The organism is Ruegeria sp. R8_1 (genome assembly GCF_017743815.1).
In the GTDB taxonomy this organism is placed as follows: Bacteria; Pseudomonadota; Alphaproteobacteria; order Rhodobacterales; family Rhodobacteraceae; genus Ruegeria; species Ruegeria lacuscaerulensis_A.
This window is the reverse complement of record NZ_JAGHRL010000004.1, coordinates 267,372-285,432: the sequence shown is the minus strand read 5'-3', so window position 1 is coordinate 285,432 and position 18,061 is coordinate 267,372. Positions and strand designations below refer to the sequence as shown.

Annotated in this window: 15 protein-coding genes; 7 read left to right on the top strand and 8 right to left on the bottom strand. The window is 57.9% G+C overall.

All coding sequences use genetic code 11. The features are described from left to right. Positions 1–67: 67 nt before the first annotated feature. From J7380_RS11665 to J7380_RS11645, 5 genes are all read left to right on the top strand, one after another. Entirely contained in the window at positions 68–1,906 is a 1,839-nt protein-coding gene (locus J7380_RS11665; protein ID WP_209195945.1) for an ABC transporter ATP-binding protein, read from the top strand. Continuing rightward, entirely contained in the window at positions 1,903–3,735 is a 1,833-nt protein-coding gene (locus J7380_RS11660) for an ABC transporter ATP-binding protein (RefSeq protein WP_209195943.1), read from the top strand. Before J7380_RS11665 ends, J7380_RS11660 begins: the two co-directional genes overlap by 4 nt. Positions 3,736–3,783: 48 nt before the next feature. Beyond that, positions 3,784–5,007 carry a methyltransferase gene (locus J7380_RS11655; RefSeq protein ID WP_209195941.1) on the top strand — a complete coding sequence of 408 codons (1,224 nt, stop codon included), beginning with the start codon at positions 3,784–3,786 and terminating at the stop codon, positions 5,005–5,007. Positions 5,008–5,027: 20 nt separating this feature from the next. Further along, entirely contained in the window at positions 5,028–5,813 is a 786-nt protein-coding gene (locus J7380_RS11650; protein WP_209195939.1) for an ion transporter, read from the top strand. Between the two features lie 61 nt (positions 5,814–5,874). Next, complete coding sequence (locus J7380_RS11645) at positions 5,875–6,393, top strand: L,D-transpeptidase family protein (protein WP_209195937.1); 519 nt, start codon at positions 5,875–5,877, stop codon at positions 6,391–6,393. Here J7380_RS11645 and J7380_RS11640 read toward each other — a convergent pair. The 7 genes from J7380_RS11640 to cysQ form a co-directional block, all read right to left on the bottom strand. Then, positions 6,377–7,822 carry a nodulation protein NodH gene (locus J7380_RS11640; protein WP_209195935.1) on the bottom strand — a complete coding sequence of 482 codons (1,446 nt, stop codon included), beginning with the start codon at positions 7,820–7,822 and terminating at the stop codon, positions 6,377–6,379. The genes J7380_RS11645 and J7380_RS11640 overlap by 17 nt on opposite strands. A 6-nt stretch (positions 7,823–7,828) precedes the next feature. After that, positions 7,829–9,529 carry a beta-1,6-N-acetylglucosaminyltransferase gene (locus J7380_RS11635; protein WP_209195933.1) on the bottom strand — a complete coding sequence of 567 codons (1,701 nt, stop codon included), beginning with the start codon at positions 9,527–9,529 and terminating at the stop codon, positions 7,829–7,831. Continuing rightward, complete coding sequence (locus tag J7380_RS11630; protein ID WP_209195932.1) at positions 9,526–10,512, bottom strand: glycosyltransferase family 2 protein; 987 nt, start codon at positions 10,510–10,512, stop codon at positions 9,526–9,528. The genes J7380_RS11635 and J7380_RS11630 overlap by 4 nt, the downstream gene beginning before the upstream one ends. A 136-nt stretch (positions 10,513–10,648) precedes the next feature. Beyond that, positions 10,649–11,716 carry a glycosyltransferase family 2 protein gene (locus tag J7380_RS11625; RefSeq protein ID WP_209195930.1) on the bottom strand — a complete coding sequence of 356 codons (1,068 nt, stop codon included), beginning with the start codon at positions 11,714–11,716 and terminating at the stop codon, positions 10,649–10,651. A gap of 7 nt (positions 11,717–11,723) precedes the next feature. Further along, complete coding sequence (gene galE, locus J7380_RS11620) at positions 11,724–12,707, bottom strand: UDP-glucose 4-epimerase GalE (protein WP_209195928.1); 984 nt, start codon at positions 12,705–12,707, stop codon at positions 11,724–11,726. 70 nt (positions 12,708–12,777) lie between these two features. Then, positions 12,778–13,578, bottom strand: a complete 801-nt coding sequence (locus J7380_RS11615; RefSeq protein WP_209195926.1) for a manno-octulosonate cytidylyltransferase — start codon at positions 13,576–13,578, stop codon at positions 12,778–12,780. Further along, a complete protein-coding gene (gene cysQ / locus J7380_RS11610; protein WP_209195924.1) occupies positions 13,578–14,375 on the bottom strand; it encodes a 3'(2'),5'-bisphosphate nucleotidase CysQ in 798 nt (265 codons plus the stop codon). Before cysQ ends, J7380_RS11615 begins: the two co-directional genes overlap by 1 nt. A gap of 122 nt (positions 14,376–14,497) precedes the next feature. Between cysQ and J7380_RS11605 the strand changes: the two genes are divergently transcribed. After that, positions 14,498–15,325 (top strand): ABC transporter permease, encoded by an 828-nt coding sequence (locus tag J7380_RS11605; RefSeq protein WP_209195922.1) that lies wholly within the window; start codon positions 14,498–14,500, stop codon positions 15,323–15,325. Here the strand turns inward: J7380_RS11605 and J7380_RS11600 are convergent. Continuing rightward, positions 15,322–15,924, bottom strand: a complete 603-nt coding sequence (locus J7380_RS11600; RefSeq protein ID WP_209195920.1) for an alpha-ketoglutarate-dependent dioxygenase AlkB — start codon at positions 15,922–15,924, stop codon at positions 15,322–15,324. The two genes, J7380_RS11605 and J7380_RS11600, sit on opposite strands and share 4 nt — an antisense overlap. Positions 15,925–16,137: 213 nt before the next feature. Here J7380_RS11600 and dnaK point away from each other — a divergent pair, with 213 nt between their 5' ends. Beyond that, positions 16,138–18,045 (top strand): molecular chaperone DnaK, encoded by a 1,908-nt coding sequence (gene dnaK, locus J7380_RS11595; protein WP_209195918.1) that lies wholly within the window; start codon positions 16,138–16,140, stop codon positions 18,043–18,045. Positions 18,046–18,061 lie beyond the last annotated feature (16 nt).

The window sequence follows — 18,061 nt, the reverse complement described above, 5'->3', positions numbered from 1 at the left end:
AGGGGTGGTGTTCTGGCGCCATCTGTCTTCGCATGACCTGTTATCTGCTCAATCTGGAGCATCCTCCATGTTTCGCTATTTCGAAAACCTTGTTGATCCTTTTGTCGCCTATCAGGAAACCAACACACCACCCACGCGGCTGTGGCCGTTCATGTTGGAATACACGCGGCCGTTTTATCGCCTGTTCGTTTGGGCTGCGCTGATCTCGATTATCGTAGCCGGTGTCGAAGTCGGGCTGATCTACTATATGGGCCGCGTTGTTGACCTGCTGTCCGGGTCCCCGGCCGAGGTCTGGCAGGCCCACGGCACCGAATTGATCCTGATGGCCGTCTTCGTGTTGTTGCTGCGCCCGCTACTGCACGTGGTGGACGTACTTTTACTAAACAACGCGATTTTGCCCAATATAGGCACTGTTTTTCGTTGGCGCGCGCACAAACATGTGCTGCGGCAGTCTGTGGGCTGGTTCGAGAATGATTTCGCGGGCCGGATCGCCAACCGCATAATGCAGACCCCCCCTGCGGCGGGTGAGGCGGTGTTTCAGGTCTTTGACGCAATCTCGTTCTCGCTGGCCTATCTGGTTGGTGCTGCGATCCTGTTGATGGCAGCTGATCCGCGTTTGCTTTTACCGCTGCTGATTTGGTTTGCGCTCTACGCGATACTCGTACGCTGGACGGTGGCGCGTGTTGGCCCTGCGTCGCAGGCGGCCTCTGATGCACGCTCGGCTGTCACAGGGCGAGTAGTGGACAGCTATACCAATATCCATTCGGTCAAAATGTTCGCCCATGACGCGCAGGAACTCGACTATGCCCGCGAAGCGATCGAGGAAACCCGCCGCACCTTCCAGATCGAGATGCGGATTTTCACCATCATGGATGCGGTTCTGGTCACGTTGAACGGGCTGCTGATCGTGGGCGTTGTTGGTTGGGCGATTGCGTTGTGGATGCAGGGCAGCGCCTCAGTGGGGGTGGTTGCGGCGGCCACCGCTTTGACTCTGCGGTTGAATGCGATGACCGGCTGGATCATGTGGGCGCTGACCAGTTTCTTTCGCCAGCTTGGTGTTGTGGCCGAGGGGATGGAGACCATTGCTCAACCCATTGACCTGCTGGATGCGCCGGGTGCCGAACCCTTGCAGCTGAGCAACGGTCAGATCGACATTTGCGATCTGTCGCATCACTACGGGCGCAAAACCGGGGGGCTGGACCACATCAATCTGACGATCCAGCCGGGCGAAAAGATCGGCCTCATCGGGCGGTCCGGCGCTGGGAAATCGACTCTGGTAAAGCTGCTTTTGCGATTTTACGACGTCGAACAAGGGGCGATCCTGATCGACGGCCAGAACATCGCGCAGGTCACGCAGGACAGTTTGCGCAGCCATATCGGCATGGTGCAACAGGACAGCGCGCTGCTGCATCGCTCGGTCCGGGACAATATCCTTTATGGCCGCCCCGACGCGACCGAAGAGCAGATGATCGCCGCTGCCAAACAGGCCGAAGCGCATGAGTTCATCCTGGATCTGCAAGACCCTCAGGGGCGCACCGGCTATGACGCGCATGTGGGTGAACGCGGTGTAAAACTGTCGGGCGGGCAGCGGCAGCGGGTGACGCTGGCGCGGGTCATTCTGAAAAACGCGCCGATTTTGCTGTTGGATGAGGCGACCTCTGCCCTAGATTCCGAGGTCGAAGCCTCAATTCAGGACACGCTTTACGGCATGATGCAGGGAAAAACCGTGATCGCCATCGCCCACCGGCTCAGCACAATTGCTCAGATGGACCGCATTCTGGTCATGGATGGCGGCCGGATCGTCGAACAGGGCGGCCATGCTGAACTGCTGGCCAGTAGGGGGCTTTACGCGCAGTTCTGGGCGCGGCAATCTGGCGGCTTTCTGAACCCCGAGGCTGCGGAATGAAGCTTGCCGACCTGATCAACCCGTTCAAAAACACCGAAACGCCCCCGCCGCAAACGCTGGGGGCGTTCATTCGCTGGTGCCTGTCGGGTGCGTGGCCGATGATCTTTGTGGCCGCAGCCTTTTCGGCCACCGCCGGCGCGATGGAGGCAGGCACGGCGTGGATGCTGGGTCTGGTGATCGATCTGACTGCGGAAAACGGGCCCGAGGGCATTCTGAGCGGCCCCGCGCTGTGGACGATCCTTGGGGTGGCGGCGTTTTTCATGCTGCTGCGTCCGGTGTTTTTCGGGCTGTCGGCTTTTTCGAACAACTACATCGTCATGCCCAACATTCCGCCGCTGGTTCTGGCCAAGCTGAACCGGTGGACGCTGGGCCAGTCTGTCACCTATTTCGATGATGATTTCGCGGGCCGCATCGCGCAGAAACAGATGCAGACCTCGAACGCGCTGGCCTCGGTCGTGTCGGAAACGATCAGCGCGATTGTGTTTGCGCTGGCCTCGCTTGTGGGCTCTTTGCTTTTGTTAGGGTCTATTCATCCGCTGGTGATCCTGCCGTTTGCCGCGTGGCTGGTGGTATATTTCCTGCTGATCCGCTGGTATCTGCCGCGCATCCGCGTGCGGTCGGCGGCACGGGCCGGGGCGCGGGCGATGGTGTCGGGGCAAGTGGTCGACACGATAACCAATATCAAAACCGTGAAGCTCTTTGCCCATTCTGCGTTCGAGGATCAGGCCGCCCGAAACGCGATGGTCGATCTGCGGCAAAAGATGCTGGCCTTCGGCAAGCTGTCGGCCAGTTTCCGGTTGATCCTGATGGTGCTGGCCGGGGTTTTGCCGGTTCTGCTGTTGGGCGTCACGCTGATGCTGTGGCGCAATGGGATCGCGACGGCCGGGGATATCGTGGCGGCGGGCGCGGTGTCGATCCGGATATCGCAGATGACCGGCTGGGTCAGTTTCACGCTGATGGGCCTTTACGCCAATGTGGGCGAGGTCGAGAACGGCATGAACACGCTGGCCAGGCGCGACCGGGTCGAGGATGCGCCGAACGCGATCGCCCTGCGCGTGCCCGAAGGCCGGATCGCCTTTGACCATGTCAGCTTTGCCTATGGCCGCGATGTGGGCGGCGTGTCGGATGTGGATATGACCGTTCACGCGGGCGAGAAACTGGGCATTGTCGGCGCATCCGGCGCGGGTAAGTCGACCTTGGTCTCGCTGCTACTCAGGCTCTATGACGGAGAAAAAGGCGCGATTTTGATTGATGGGCAGGATATCAGTCAGGTCACGCAGGACAGCCTGCGCAGTCAAATCGGCATGGTCACGCAGGAAACTGCGATGTTCAACCGATCCGCGCGCGAGAATATTCTGTACGGTCGCCCCGACGCGTCCGAGGAGGATATGATCGCCGCCGCCCAAAAGGCCGAAGCGCATGAGTTCATCCTGTCCCTGCAGGACGCCCATGGCCGCAAAGGATATGACGCGCATCTGGGTGAGCGGGGCGTGAAATTGTCGGGTGGGCAACGGCAGAGGATCGCTCTGGCCCGCGCTATCCTCAAGGACGCGCCGATTCTGGTGTTGGATGAGGCGACGTCGGCATTGGATTCCGAGGTCGAGGCGTCAATTCAAACCGCCCTGCACCGGGTGATGCAGGGCAAGACCGTGCTGGCAATCGCGCACCGCCTGTCCACGCTCAGCGAGATGGACCGGATCGTGGTTCTGGATCAGGGCCGGATCGTGGAAACCGGCACCCATGAGGCCCTGTTGGAGCAAGGCGGTCTCTATGCCCGGTTCTGGCATCGCCAGTCCGGTGGGTTCATTCAGGCAGAGGCGGCAGAATAAGGGCCCAAAGGGCTTTTGTTGCGCGCAAAGCCCCGGTATCAGGCCCCCATGACGCAGCAATTCACCATAATCCGCCTTGGTCATCAGGGCGATGGCATCGCCGATGGCCCTGTCTACGCCCCGCGCACCCTTCCGGGAGAGGTGGTCAGCGGCACGGTGGACGGTCAGTTTTTGCAAGATATCCGGGTCGAAACCCCCTCGGACCAACGTGTCAAGGCGCCGTGCCGTCACTACAAGGCGTGCGGCGGGTGTCAGCTGCAGCACGCGTCAGACGATTTTGTCGCTGGGTGGAAAGTGGATGTGGTGCGCAACGCGCTGGCCGCGCAGGGGCTCGATGCCCCGATGCGGCCCCTTCACACCTCGCCCGAGCGGTCACGCCGTCGAGCCACCGTCGCCGTGCGGCGGACGAAAAAGGGCACCCTGGCCGGGTTTCATGGCCGCGCTTCGAATACGATCACTGAAATTCCCGACTGTCACCTGCTGGACCCCGCCCTGATCGCCGCGATTCCCGTGGCCGAAGCGCTGGCCCTGCTGGGCGGCAGCCGCAAGGGTGTGTTGTCTGTCACCCTGACCCTGTCCGAAGGAGGGCTGGACGTGGCCGTCAAAGGCGGCAAACCGCTGGACGGCCCGCTGGAACTGGCCCTGGCGCAAGCGACCGAGAAACACGGTCTTGCCCGCCTCAGCTGGGACGGTGAAGTCATCGCCATGCGCCAGCCCCCCGTTCAACACTTCGGCAAGGCGGCGGTCGTCCCACCCCCTGGCGCGTTTCTGCAAGCCACAAAAGACGGAGAACAGGCTCTGTTACAGGCGGTTTCGCAGGCCACGCAGGGGGCGAAGCGGATTGTTGACCTGTTTGCGGGCAGCGGAACCTTCTCTCTGCCGCTGGCCGAGACCGCCGAAGTGCATGCCGTTGAAGGCGAGGCCGCCATGACCGATGCGCTGGATCAGGGCTGGCGGCGGGCGCAGGGCCTTAAGAAAGTCACCACCGAAGCACGCGACCTGTTCCGCCGCCCTTTGATGCCGGATGAGCTGAAATCCTATGACGCCGTGGTCATCGACCCGCCCCGCGCCGGGGCCGAGGCGCAAACGGCTGAGCTGGCGCAGGCCAAACGTCCGGTGATTGCCTATGTTTCGTGCAACCCGGTCACCTTTGCCCGCGACGCAAAGACGCTGGTTAACTCAGGATACACCGTTGAATGGGTACAGGTGGTTGACCAATTTCGATGGTCGTCCCACACCGAACTTGCCGCCCGGTTCACCCTGAACCCCTGACCGCACAGGAGACCATCCCAATGGGGATCACTCAGCGCCTGCTGACCATCATCGAAGCACCATGGTTTGGGAAATTCATCACCGGGGTCATCCTTTTCAATGCGGTGCTTTTGGGGATGGAGACCTCACCCACGTTGATGGAGGCTGCGGGCCCCCTGATCGTGGCTCTGGATAAGTTGTGTCTTGCGATCTTTGTGGCTGAGATCGCGATGAAGCTGGTCGCAACGGGCCGCAGGTTTTTTACAAGCGGCTGGAATATCTTCGATTTCATCATCGTGGGCATCGCTCTTGTCCCCAGTGCGGGTGCCCTGTCGGTGCTGCGGGCCCTGCGAATTCTGCGGGTGTTGCGGGTAATATCCGTCGCGCCGCGCCTGCGCCGAGTGGTAGAAGGCTTCATCTCGGCGCTGCCGGGCATGGCCAGTGTGTTCCTACTGATGGCGATCCTGTTTTATATCGGGGCCGTGATCTCGACCAAACTGTTTTCCTACACCTTCCCCGAGTGGTTCGGTGATCTGGGTCTGTCGGCCTATACGTTGTTCCAGATCATGACGCTGGAAAGCTGGTCGATGGGTATCGTCCGTCCGGTGATGGAGGTGTACCCCTATGCCTGGATGTTCTTTGTGCCCTTCATCATGGTGACGACATTCGCCGTTGTGAACCTGCTGGTCGGTCTGATCGTGAATTCGATGCAGGATGCCCACCATGCCGAGGATGAGGTTAAAACCGACGCCTACCGCGATGAGGTTCTGGAGCGGCTGGAAAGCATTGAGCGCCGTTTAATTGAGCACTCGGACATCAAAAAGTGATTTCAGTTTTTGCCGATTCTGGCATAATCCTTGAAAAAAACAGAGCAGCAGGCAGTGAAACATGGATCGTCGAGCATTTGGAATGGGTGCTGTAGCAACGCTGGGCCTTTCGGCCTGCGCGTCGGCCAGCCCAAGATTTCTGACCTATGACGGGCCCGAGGTCACCTCATTAGTGATCAACAAGGGTGCACGTAAACTTTATCTTCTTCATAACGAACATGTCCTGAAGGAATACAAGGTCGACCTTGGCTTTGCTCCGCAGGGCACCAAGACCAAGCGCGGCGACGGACGCACGCCGGAAGGCACGTATCTGATTGATCGCCGCAATCCCAACAGCCGTTATCACCTTTCACTGGGTATTTCCTATCCCAACTCGCAGGATGTGGCTCGGGCCAAGGCGGCTGGCGTTGATCCTGGCGGAGACATCTTTATCCACGGCCAACCCAACAAGCGCGCCGAGCGTAAACGGGCAAAGAAAACAGAAGACTGGACGGCGGGTTGCATCGCGGTCACTAACGATGAGATCGAAGAGATCTATGCGATGGTGAACCGCGGCACGACTATCACGTTGCGCCCATAGCCGGTTTCCATCCTCCGAACCCGAATTGCATATAGTCGCGCTGGTAGACATCCTCTGCCAGCGCTTCGAGTGTTTCGTCGTAAATTTCGGCCAATGTGAATGGCGCGTCATCGGGGGCTGTATCCGGCTTGGGCGGGGCCTCATGACCCATCTCTCGCACCAGGTCAGGAAGCGCTTTGGTCATTTCATCTTCGCGTAAGATCAGATCGGGCAGAGCGAACGACGCCATCCCCTCAAGGACTTGTGCCTGACTGCACCAGACGCCATCCACTCGAACAGGGGTCTGTCCGGCAAGGTTTTGGCGCAGAAACACCAGAAACGCGCTGAACGCTTCTTGGTGTTGATCCAGTGAATAGGTTTCAGCGCGCACTTGTCCCGGGATCGGGATTTTGAACCGGTTGCGCAGTATGTTGCGTATCTTCAGATAGGCGCCAGGTTCAGTACTGAGGATGTACCTGCAAAACACCGAATGTGCGCGGGCCAAAGGATGGCGCACAACAGTGAACTTACGATGCCCTGTGTTGGACTGAAGCCAGTGCCGGGTTTGCTTGCGGTTCTGGTTCGTCAACAGATCCTCGGGTGATACCCCGTCGAGCTTGGCCAACCACGCCTTAACCCGATCCTCGACACCTCCGCGAACTGGCAAATACATCACTGGCGTGTTCGGTGCTGCAACGTAATTGGCGACAGCCGGACCTCTTCGAGGTTCAAAATTGGGTGTGCGATGCAGATTGAAATAGTCCAGCCCGTGCAGGGATTGCTCGGTCTCGTCAGGGTTGGTGACTTTGGCCAGAGGCGGCTCGGGGTTTTGCGGCTTGAGCGTGTCGTCGATCCGGGACAAGCGACTTTCCACACCTAACCACTTGGCCAGACCGTTCAGTGTTTCAAGACGATGCAGGTCATCATACGAGATGTAGAAGGCTGTTTGGCCGCTTGCCTGCAAATGGTTCAGCAAAAACAGCTGAAAATCCTGCTGCTGGTCCAGATAGTCCCTAAAGCTGTGAGGATCGAATTCAACCTGAGCTTCGCGCCGGCGTTTTACGTTCTTTAACTGCCATTGCTTGGTTTCCCGCGCTATCTGCAGGGAAATGAAACTGTCCAATGGATTGCGCGTCAGGATGATCTTGGCGCAACGGGGATCGCTCAAAACAGGCTCTAACACACGGGAATCATGCCCTTGGAAAAAACGAAACCCGTTCATTTCGCCGGGTGCACTCCTGATTGCTTCCAACAGGCGTGACGGGTCGGCATCCCGTTCGTCCAACGAAATGTCCAAAAGCGTGTCCGATTTAACGCGTCCGATGAAATGTGGATTGAACGCCTCGCCATGGCTTGTGACACCATCCAGTGCGTTCAGGTTCGCCTCGAGCAGGTTGGAGCCGGTGCGCATGGCGGCAAGGATGACAAAATAGTCGAAACGGGGCTGCATAAGTGGTCACTGCACCAGATAGGGTTTGTGATAGGGTCTTGTCCGTTTGCCGAACACATCATCGGCAGGAAAATCGCCCATCAGGTAAGGGTGCATTCCTTGGTTTTTTAGGTTCTGCAGAAACTGTCCGAAGCCGCTCAGGTCAACCATCGTTGGCGCGGTCGTCAGGTGGGCTTGGGTCTGCATTCCAATTTCGTCTGCCACAGTTTGCAGGGGTTCCATGGGGGATTCGACGAATTCAGCCAGTGACCACGTTCGTACCCGCGCTTTGGTCCAGACCGAGTTCAGAACCTCGAGCTGCTTGGTTTCGATCTGCTGAAGGCGCGCGGCCTCGCATCTGATGTCCGAAAAATTCATGTTTGACCGAAACAGGGGCACGGCCCAAGCCCCGGTCACGACGGAAATCTGCGCATTCCTGTCGCGGGCCAAAAACCAATTAAGCGACTGCGTGTCGCGAGGCCCGTATTGAAAACACTGCCGCTCGCCGCGCGTGTTCCAGATCAGATTGGACAGGAAGGCGGTTGGGTTATAATCCCGCAAAGTCGCGCAGTCGCTGAGTGCGCCATTCGAGATCGTCTCACCCCCCGAAAACTGGGCACGTTCCGGGGCAAAGAGATGGCCATGGACGCGTGCACCAGTCGTATCCGTCAGCCAGCTTTCAAAATCGTCGAACAGTTCCGTAAAGCCCTGAAACACTGAGTAGGGAAAACACGTCAGGCCGTTTTCGCTGCCATGCCGGGGAAAGCGGCTTTGCATGTACAAACCATCCCGCCCGCGCGTGCGACGCTCGACCGCTTTGGAAAACACTCGGTCGATCTTGCCGGGGTTCGGCTCAGCCGGAGTGACTGCGCTGCTCTGTTTGGTCAGAAAGGTCTGATACAAGCGGTCGGCATTGCACCAGATCTTGCGGGCCACAAAACAATCGGACCGCCGTAAAAGCTGTAAATGGTCGTCGTAGAATATATGCGGACGACCTTGGAAATCGAACTTGGACAAGGTCAGTGACCGGCTTTCAATATGTGTGGAATACAACCGGGCGAGTGTTTGGAAATAGCTTTCGTCCGGAATCCACACCCTCCGGAAATAGCGATCATACACCTTGCGTTTGGGGTCTTGCAGAATTGCGGACAGGGTCTGGCGTGTCAGACACCACCATTGGCTACCCATATGCGGAACGAGCCCCTCGGGAATGCTGCGACGCATTCCCAGTGCACGTTGCAATTTGACATAGGCATCAAACAGTTTGCGATGCCTGCGCCACGAAAACGGAAATCGCAGCGTAAAGCGTTCCTGATCCAGGCCACCAATTGTCCAGCTTACGTCTGCCGTGGTTGCGCTTTCGATGAAGTCCACTCTGGGGCGTTGCGCCAGGTACTCGATCAGTTCAGGTACTGGTCGCAAAGGTAGGCAAGCGCCGGAGGACAGGTAAACATGGTGAACGTCTGGGAACGCGTCCAGCATCAGTTCGGCCCCTGCCTGCGACGCCTCAACAAGGCCCCAACTGCCCCACGGGCATTTGTGACGTCTGGAGAACCGGATAAGTGGATTGTCATCACAAGAGGCCACAAAATCCGAAAAGACCTGATCTGACACGTTCTGATCCACGTGGATCACGACGGGACAGCCTGACGCCGTCCAATGCCGCGCAACCTGCTCGGCCCGGTGCAGAGCCGTGTGTACCAGCATGACGACGCCCAGATTGCTCATGCCCAGTTTCCTTTGGACATAAGGCCCAGAACCTCAAGCTGTCGCCAGTTGATGTACTTCTCGGACCACGTGCACCAAAAGACTGGCTGCTCGTCCAGGCCCTGCGCATAAGCCTGATATTCCCCGGATTTGCGATAATGCTGGCGACGGCCCATTTCTTCGCGGGCTTTTTCGCCCAGCGTGTTGATCAGTTTGGCATGCAGCAGCGCGCCGCTGGCCTTTTCGCCGCCCCATTCGTCATAGACCTGGTTCAACCCTCGTGGCAGCAGCGAATGAGTCGAGCTGACATAAGCATAGCGACGATCCCATTTAACCAGCGGAATTTTGTTAAGCGCTGGTGCTTTTGACGGGGTGTCGCGAAAGAATACCCGTGCTCGTGGCCCACCTTGTATCCACAGATTTCCGTATTCCGGGTTCCGGGTGATCATGTAATTGCCGGAATCGAACCAACGAGCGACTTCGAACGGATCCTGCCCTTCGGTATAAACCTGTGCATCGACCGGGCCACGCGGGTACATATCCAGCAGCATCGTGCCAAAGCTGCGAACGGCGCATCCGTCCAGCCAATCTGTCAGTGCCCGCAGAGGCCGCGTGTCGCAAAACGGGTAAATGAAGAACTCATCAGGGTCCACGGTCAGAACCCAGTGCCCATGGGCATATTTGCGCAAAAGGTAGTTCGACCAATCTATCCCGAAGGTCGCGCGCCGATAGCTAGCGTTTGTATGCCAGACCGAAACATCCGGCTGCGCGGCCAGAAACTCGGCCGTGCCATCGTCACTGTCATTGTCCACGAAAAGAAAATGGTTCACACCCAGCTTACGATAATATTCCAGAAAATAAGGAAGGCGGATTTTTTCATTCCGCACCACGCTCATCAGTAGGGTGTCGCGACGTTTGATCTTGCCAGTGTTGTTCGAGACGGTCGAAAGCTCGCGTCGTTTTCGAACGCAGCGCAAAATACGGCGCTTGCGCCGCAGTCTCATTCGGTAAGAATCCAACAGGCTCACGTGACTGCCCAACCTTCTGATTTACGCGAGCATCCCCGGGGCCTGGATGTGCCAGAGTGGTGCCGGGTGATTGTCGAGTTATGCCATTTTTTCATGTATCAAAGCAATGCATTTACAAGTCGTTAGCCCCAGTGGCGGTTTCCCACTCAATCAGACCCATCAGTTTGGCTTGCTGCAGCGTCTTCCAACCCGTGTAGCGTGCGGATTGAGAGGTCCAGAGGGTCGGGCGATCGGCTATCCCGTCATAGTAGTCACCAAATTGATCCGGATCGTGGAAATGCTGTCGGCGGGTTTTTTCGGACTGCGATTTTTCGACGATCTCGGGCAGGAATTTCGTATGCAGCAATACCCCGGATGGGGTCCGGCCATTCGGCCCGTTGTAGGTGGCATTCAAGTCTCGGGGTAATGCGGAATGGCACGAGTTTACAAAGGCATACCGCCGCGACCAACGTATCAGTGGAATCTTGTTCAGGGTTGGGGATCGATCCGGCTTATCTGAAAAGAACATGCGCTCCCGCACACCGCCTTGCACCCATAGATTACCTAAAGGCGATTGCCTTCGTGATCTGTAAGGCGCCGGATCGAACCAGCCAAGCAGGTCGGTTGGGTCGGTTTCAGAGTTATAAGGTTCGGCACCCAACGGACCTTTGGGGTACAGGTCCAGCATCAAAGCACCAAAAGCGCGTTGTCCCCTTGCGTCCAGCCATGCGGTCAGGTCGTGCAAGGTCCGGGTGTCGTAGTCAGGATAGACAAGCAGTTCGTCGGCATCCACCATCAAGGTCCAGTGCCCGTGACCATAGCGCATCTGCAACCATGTCAGCCAATCCAAGCCGAAGCGCGACGCACGATAGCTGGCCTGCGTTTGCCATAGTGAAACATCCGGTTGGTCGCGCAGCAGCTCGACCGAGCCGTCATCGCTGCCATTGTCCACGATCAGAAAGTGGTCAACACCCAGCGCGCGATAATGGCGCAGGAACCAGGGCAGACGGGTGATCTCGTTGCGCAGAGTGGTAAAGGCCAAAATGGTGTCTTTTCCGATCCCTGCGGTCCGGTTTGCCAGGGCCGTCAGGTCGTGGCGACTGCGAAAGGATCGCCACAACAGCCGCCTGCGTTTCAGCCGCAACCGATACTTCTGCGTCCAACTGATGGGCGGAAGGTTATCGCGTGCGGGATCGGTCACCAAAAGCTCATTTCTCGTAATTGCCGTTCTGGTGCCAACGCCAGGCGTCGCCAATCATAGTCTCTAACGTTGACCTTTCCGGCGACCAGCCCAGTTCCTCCCCGGCCCGGACGGACCCTGAAACCAGCTTGGTGCAGTCTCCAGCCCGGCGTGGGCCGACGGAATAGGGCACCTCGCGGTTGGTGACGGCTTTGGAGTGGCCGATCACCTCCATCACCGAAAAACCCGACCCGGTGCCCAGATTGAACACCCGGCTGCCCTTGCCCTGTTCCAGCCAGTTCAGCCCCAGCACATGCGCATCCACCAGATCGCAGACATGCACGTAGTCGCGGATACATGTCCCGTCGGGCGTGTCATAATCGGTTCCAAACACCGTCAGCCCGTCGCGCTTGCCGTCAATGGCATCCAGCATCAAAGGGATCAGGTGGGTCTCGGGGCGGTGGAATTCGCCCACTTGGCCCTCGGGGTCCGCACCGGCCACGTTGAAATAGCGGAAAATCACGTGGTTCAGCCCATGCGCGGCCTCGAAATCACGCAGGATATCCTCGATCGCCCGTTTTGAGGCCCCATAGGCGTTCAGCGGCAATTGCGCGGTGTCTTCATCCAGAACCACATTGTCATGTTCGCCATAGGTGGCGCAGGTCGATGAGAATACAAAGTTCCGGCACCCCGCAGCGACCGTGGCCTCGATCAGGTTGAGCGAGCCGGTGACGTTGTTGGTCCAGTATTTGCCGGGCTCGGACATCGCCTCACCCACCTGGCTGAGGGCGGCGAAATGCATCACGGCGGCGGGTTGGTATTTGGCAAAAACCTCATCCAGCCGGGCGCGGTCCAGCAGGTCGCCCTGTTCGAATGGGCCGAACTTCACCGCGTCCTGCCAACCGGTGATCAGGTTGTCATAGGTCACAGGTGTATAGCCTGCCTGCGCCAGCGCCTTGCAGGCATGCGATCCAATATATCCGGCCCCGCCGGTGACAAGAATATGTGTCAATTCAGTATCCAGTTTTCTAAACCGGGCGTATTTAGTTCCTGTTGGATAAACACGCCGGCGTCAGTTTTATTCAATCCAAGCCCATCTCGGCCATCATCTGTTCCAGCTTGGGCACGTCCTGGGGGTTGTTCAGCTCCCAGAACTGGCGGCCTTTGGCCTCAACCTCGACGCACAGAACTTTGCGGCCGTTCTCCATGAAGCGCAGCTGTTCCAGACCTTCCAGCTGCTCCAGAGGGCCCGTGGGCCAAGTGGGATAAGCGGCCAGCGCATCGGGGCGATAGGCATAGACGCCCACATGGTGAAACACCGGCGTGTCGTCCGTGCCCGCATAGGTCTGCGCGGTATAGGGCACCACCTCTTTCGAGAAATAGAGCGCGCTGTGATCGGCGGCGAAAACGGCGGTGGTGCCGCCAACCCGCCCGTGTTTGCGGTCGTTCAGCAGGCTGTTGAGCGCATCGCCATCGCAGCGCAGCACCGGCGTGGCCACACCTGCATCGGGTGCGGCGCGCAGGCCCGCAATCAGGTCTTCGACAAACCAATGCGGCGTCAGGGGCGCGTCGCCCTGCAGATTGACCACAATGTCAAAGCCCGCGCCCAGATTGGCATGGGTTTCGGCGCAACGTTCGGTTCCGTTCTGGCAAGTGTCCGAGGTCATCACGACCTCGGCCCCGAACGCCTCAGAGGCTTCGCGGATACGGTCGTCATCGGTGGCGACAACCACCTTGTCGACGCCCGACACCGAACAGGCCGCGCGCCACGAGCGTTCGATCAGCGTCATCGCTTTGCCGCTGGCTCCGGTCAGCGGCACCAGCGGTTTGCCCGGATAGCGGGTCGAGGCGTAGCGGGCGGGAATGGCGATCAGAACGGACATCAGGCCTCCTTCAGCTCAACACCCGGAGCGTAGGCGATGAAGAACGGGTTTGCATAGCCGTCCTTGCCATAGGTCAGGGGGGAATGATCGTCGAACCGCACCACTTTACCGCCCGCACCGGCCAGAACGGCGTGGCCCGCGGCAGTGTCCCATTCCATCGTGCGGCCGACGCGGGGATAGAGGTCTGCTTCGCCCGTGGCAACCAGACAGAACTTGAGCGACGAACCTGCGCTTTTGCTGTCTTTGACCTGATACTTGTTGATGTAATCCTCGGTCGCCTGATCCCGGTGCGACTTCGATGCCACGATCATCAACGCCGAATTGTCTGGTTTAGAGACTGATATCGGCGACACATCCCCCGCTTGCGCCTTGTCCAACGTGCCGGTTTCCTCGACCGATTGGCCATCCGGTTGGGTGTAGAACATACGCCCTTTAGCGGGTGCATAGACAACGCCGCGCGTCGGTACGCCATTCTCGACCAAAGCGATGTTTACCGTGAAATCGCCGCGCCGGTTGATGAATTCCTTGGTCCCGTCCAGCGGGTCAACGATCAGGAAGGTTTCGCCTTTCTCCGAATGCGAGGCGGCCTGTTCCTCGGTCACCAGCAGGATGTCGGGGAATGCGGCGCGCAATTCGGCCGAAATCAGAGCGTCTGCAGCCTCATCCGCTTCGGTCACGGGGCTGGCATCGGATTTGACTTTGACGTCGAAATCATCTGCCTCATAAATCTCCATGATCTTGTCGCCAGCTTCCAAGGCGAGGCGTCGAATGACGGGGATGAGGGCGTCGTAGGTCACAACAATGCTCCGTTCCAGTGATTTGTTGATCGAAAATCCTGACGGCCTTATGATGCGCCGGTTACGGAACGGCAAGAAATTCGTGGCAGATTGCAGGCGATTCAGCGGGAAAGAGTGCGTACGTGTTTTATTTTGAGCGAAATAAATCGCTGGTGGGCGGTGCCTTTACCACACTTGAGCTGATCTATCATGCGGTCGTGCGCAGCATCCGCTCGCAGCGGTCGAATGCTGTGCTGGCCGTGATTATGAACATTGTGCAAATTCTTGCGCTGGTCACGGTGTTCTATCTGATCATGACCTTGGTCGGTAAAATTACGGGTGTTGCGAAAATTCGCGGTAACCCGATCCTGTTTTTGCTGTCCGGGGTATTTCTGTTTCTGACCCATGTGAAATCTGTCAGCGGTGTGTCTGGGGTTTCAACGGGCAACAATCCGATGATGTTGCATTCTCCGATGAACATGATGGTGTCGCTTTTGGCCGCGGCCTTTGGGACATTATATACTCAGCTCGTTTCGATCCTGGTGATCCTGTTTGTATATCACGTCGCGATCGAACCGCTTGAGGTGCAAGATCCGGGCGGTGCTTTCTACATGCTTGTTTTGGCATGGTTCACGGGATGCGCTGTAGGCGTTGTTTTCATGGCGCTGAAGCCTTGGTTGCCAACTTTTGTGTCCATTTCCTCGACCGTGTACCGGCGTATGAACATGATTTTCTCGGGCAAGATGTTTGTAGCAAACAGTTTGGGAGGGTTTACTTTATTGACGTTCATCTGGAACCCGCTGTTTCACATTATTGACCAGTGCCGCGGGTTTGTGTTTCGCAACTACTTTCCGCGCAACACAAGTTGGGAGTACCCGCTGTGGGTCGGTCTTGTCTTGCTGCTGATCGGGCTGCTGGGCATTTTCTTTACGCGCCAGCATATCTCGCAAAGCTGGGGTGCCCGCAGTTAACGTGCAACACGCAAAGTCAGATTGATCCGCCCCCCTTTGGGCAGCAACCGGGATGAACCGAACCTAATTCGGTCTATGCCATGATAGGCCAGGCGCGCAGGTCCGCCCATGATTACGACATCACCCGAGTTCAGCCAGATCGACTCGGTCTTGCCGCCGCGGGTGGTATTGCCTATGCGAAACAGCGCGTCATCACCCAGCGAGACAGACAGAACGGGCCATGAAAAATCCGCCTCGTCCTTGTCCTGATGAAGCCCCATGCGCGTTCCTTCGCCGTAGTAGTTGATCAGGCAGCAATCGGGATCGCGTTCGGATGATGCGAGGTCCCGCCAGATATCAAGGATCGGGTCGGGGATAGCAGGCCATGACATGCCTTTAGGGTGCAGATCCTGATACCGATATCCCGCTTTATCTGATACCCATCCCAAAGATCCGGCGGATGTCATCCGTACTGACATTTCCTTGCCCGAAGCCGTAGTTGGTCGAAACAATGGTGCAGATTTCAGAATCGGCCGCAGCAGATCGACCAGTTGCGCCTGAGCGGGCCCGTCCAGATAAGCTTTTCTGATATCGAAATCGCGCAAAAGCAGCCGTGCCATCCAAGATTCCCCAATCCTTGCCAAAACCTTGCGAAAAAGGCCACAGATTCCCGAAAACCTGTGATTTACACCGCTTGCAGGCTTTTGGTCTCGCCCTTATATACGCCGGGACGCGTGATGGTGTAGGGCCATTGCGCAATTGAGATCGAGGCAGGGATGCCATAACGGGTCCCGGCCTCGGGACATCGCCTTGAAGAGAAAGGGATCGAACATATGAGTAAAGTAATCGGGATTGACCTGGGAACCACCAACTCGTGCGTGGCCATCATGGACGGCTCGCAGCCGAAGGTCATCGAAAACGCCGAAGGGGCGCGGACCACGCCCTCGATCGTCGCCTTCACCGAAGATGAGCGACTGGTCGGTCAGCCTGCAAAACGTCAGGCGGTCACCAACCCCGACAACACGATCTTTGGCGTCAAGCGTCTGATCGGTCGTCGCGTGGATGATGCCGAAGTCGAAAAAGACAAGAAAATGGTGCCGTATGCCATCGTGAATGGCGGTAACGGCGACGCGTGGGTGGAAGCCCGCGGTGAGAAGTACTCCCCAAGCCAGATCTCGGCCTTCACTCTGGGCAAGATGAAGGAAACCGCAGAAAGCTATCTGGGTGAGGAAGTCACGCAAGCGGTCATCACCGTTCCCGCCTATTTCAACGACGCTCAGCGTCAGGCCACCAAAGACGCCGGTAAAATCGCCGGTCTGGAAGTGCTGCGGATCATCAACGAACCGACAGCTGCTGCTCTGGCCTATGGTCTGGATAAAGAAGAAACCCAAACCATCGCGGTCTATGACCTTGGTGGCGGTACCTTCGACGTGACCATTCTGGAAATCGACGACGGCCTGTTCGAAGTTAAATCGACCAACGGCGACACCTTCCTGGGTGGTGAAGACTTTGACATGCGCATCGTCAACTACCTGGCCGATGAGTTCAAAAAGGAACACGGTGTCGACTTGTCGAGTGACAAGATGGCCCTGCAGCGTCTGAAAGAAGCCGCTGAGAAAGCCAAGATCGAGCTGTCCTCGACCTCGCAAACCGAAATCAACCAGCCGTTCATCTCGATGGGCGCCAACGGTCAGCCGCTGCACATGGTCATGAAACTGACCCGTGCCAAGCTGGAATCGCTGGTTAGCGACCTGATCAAGAAATCGATGAAGCCTTGCGCCGCTGCTCTGAAAGACGCCGGTCTGTCGGCTGGCGACGTGGATGAGGTTGTTCTGGTCGGCGGTATGACCCGGATGCCGAAAGTGATCGAAGAGGTCACCAAGTTCTTCGGAAAAGAGCCCCACAAGGGCGTGAACCCGGACGAAGTTGTTGCCATGGGCGCCGCCATTCAGGCCGGTGTTCTGCAGGGCGACGTCAAAGACGTAGTTCTGCTGGACGTGACTCCGCTGTCGCTGGGCATCGAGACGCTGGGTGGTGTGTTCACCCGCCTGATCGACCGTAACACGACCATTCCGACGAAAAAGTCTCAGGTCTTCTCGACCGCCGAAGACAATCAGAACGCCGTAACCATCCGCGTTTTCCAGGGTGAGCGTGAAATGGCTGCGGACAACAAGATCTTGGGTCAGTTCAACCTCGAAGACATCCCACCCGCGCCGCGCGGTATGCCTCAGATCGAGGTGACGTTTGACATCGACGCCAACGGCATTGTCTCGGTTTCGGCCAAAGACAAAGGCACCGGCAAAGAGCAGAAGATCACCATCCAAGCCTCGGGTGGTCTGTCCGATGCGGATATCGAAAAGATGGTCAAGGATGCCGAGGAAAACGCCGAGGCCGACAAGGAACGCCGCGAGCTGGTGGACGCCAAGAACCAGGCGGAAAGCCTTATCCACTCGACCGAAAAGTCGATGGAAGAGCATTCCGACAAGGTCGACCCGACTACTATCGAAGCCATCGAGCTGGCGATTGCCGCGTTGAAGGACGAGCTGGAAACTGAAAACGCCGACAAGATCAAGTCGGGCATCCAGAATGTCACCGAAGCCGCAATGAAACTGGGCGAAGCCATCTACAAGGCGCAAGCTGAAGATGGCGAAGAAGAGCCTGCCGCAGCCGATGCCGCGCCGGGCGATGATGACATTGTCGACGCCGAGTTCGAAGATCTGGACGACGACAAACGTAACTAACGGCTCACAGGGCCAA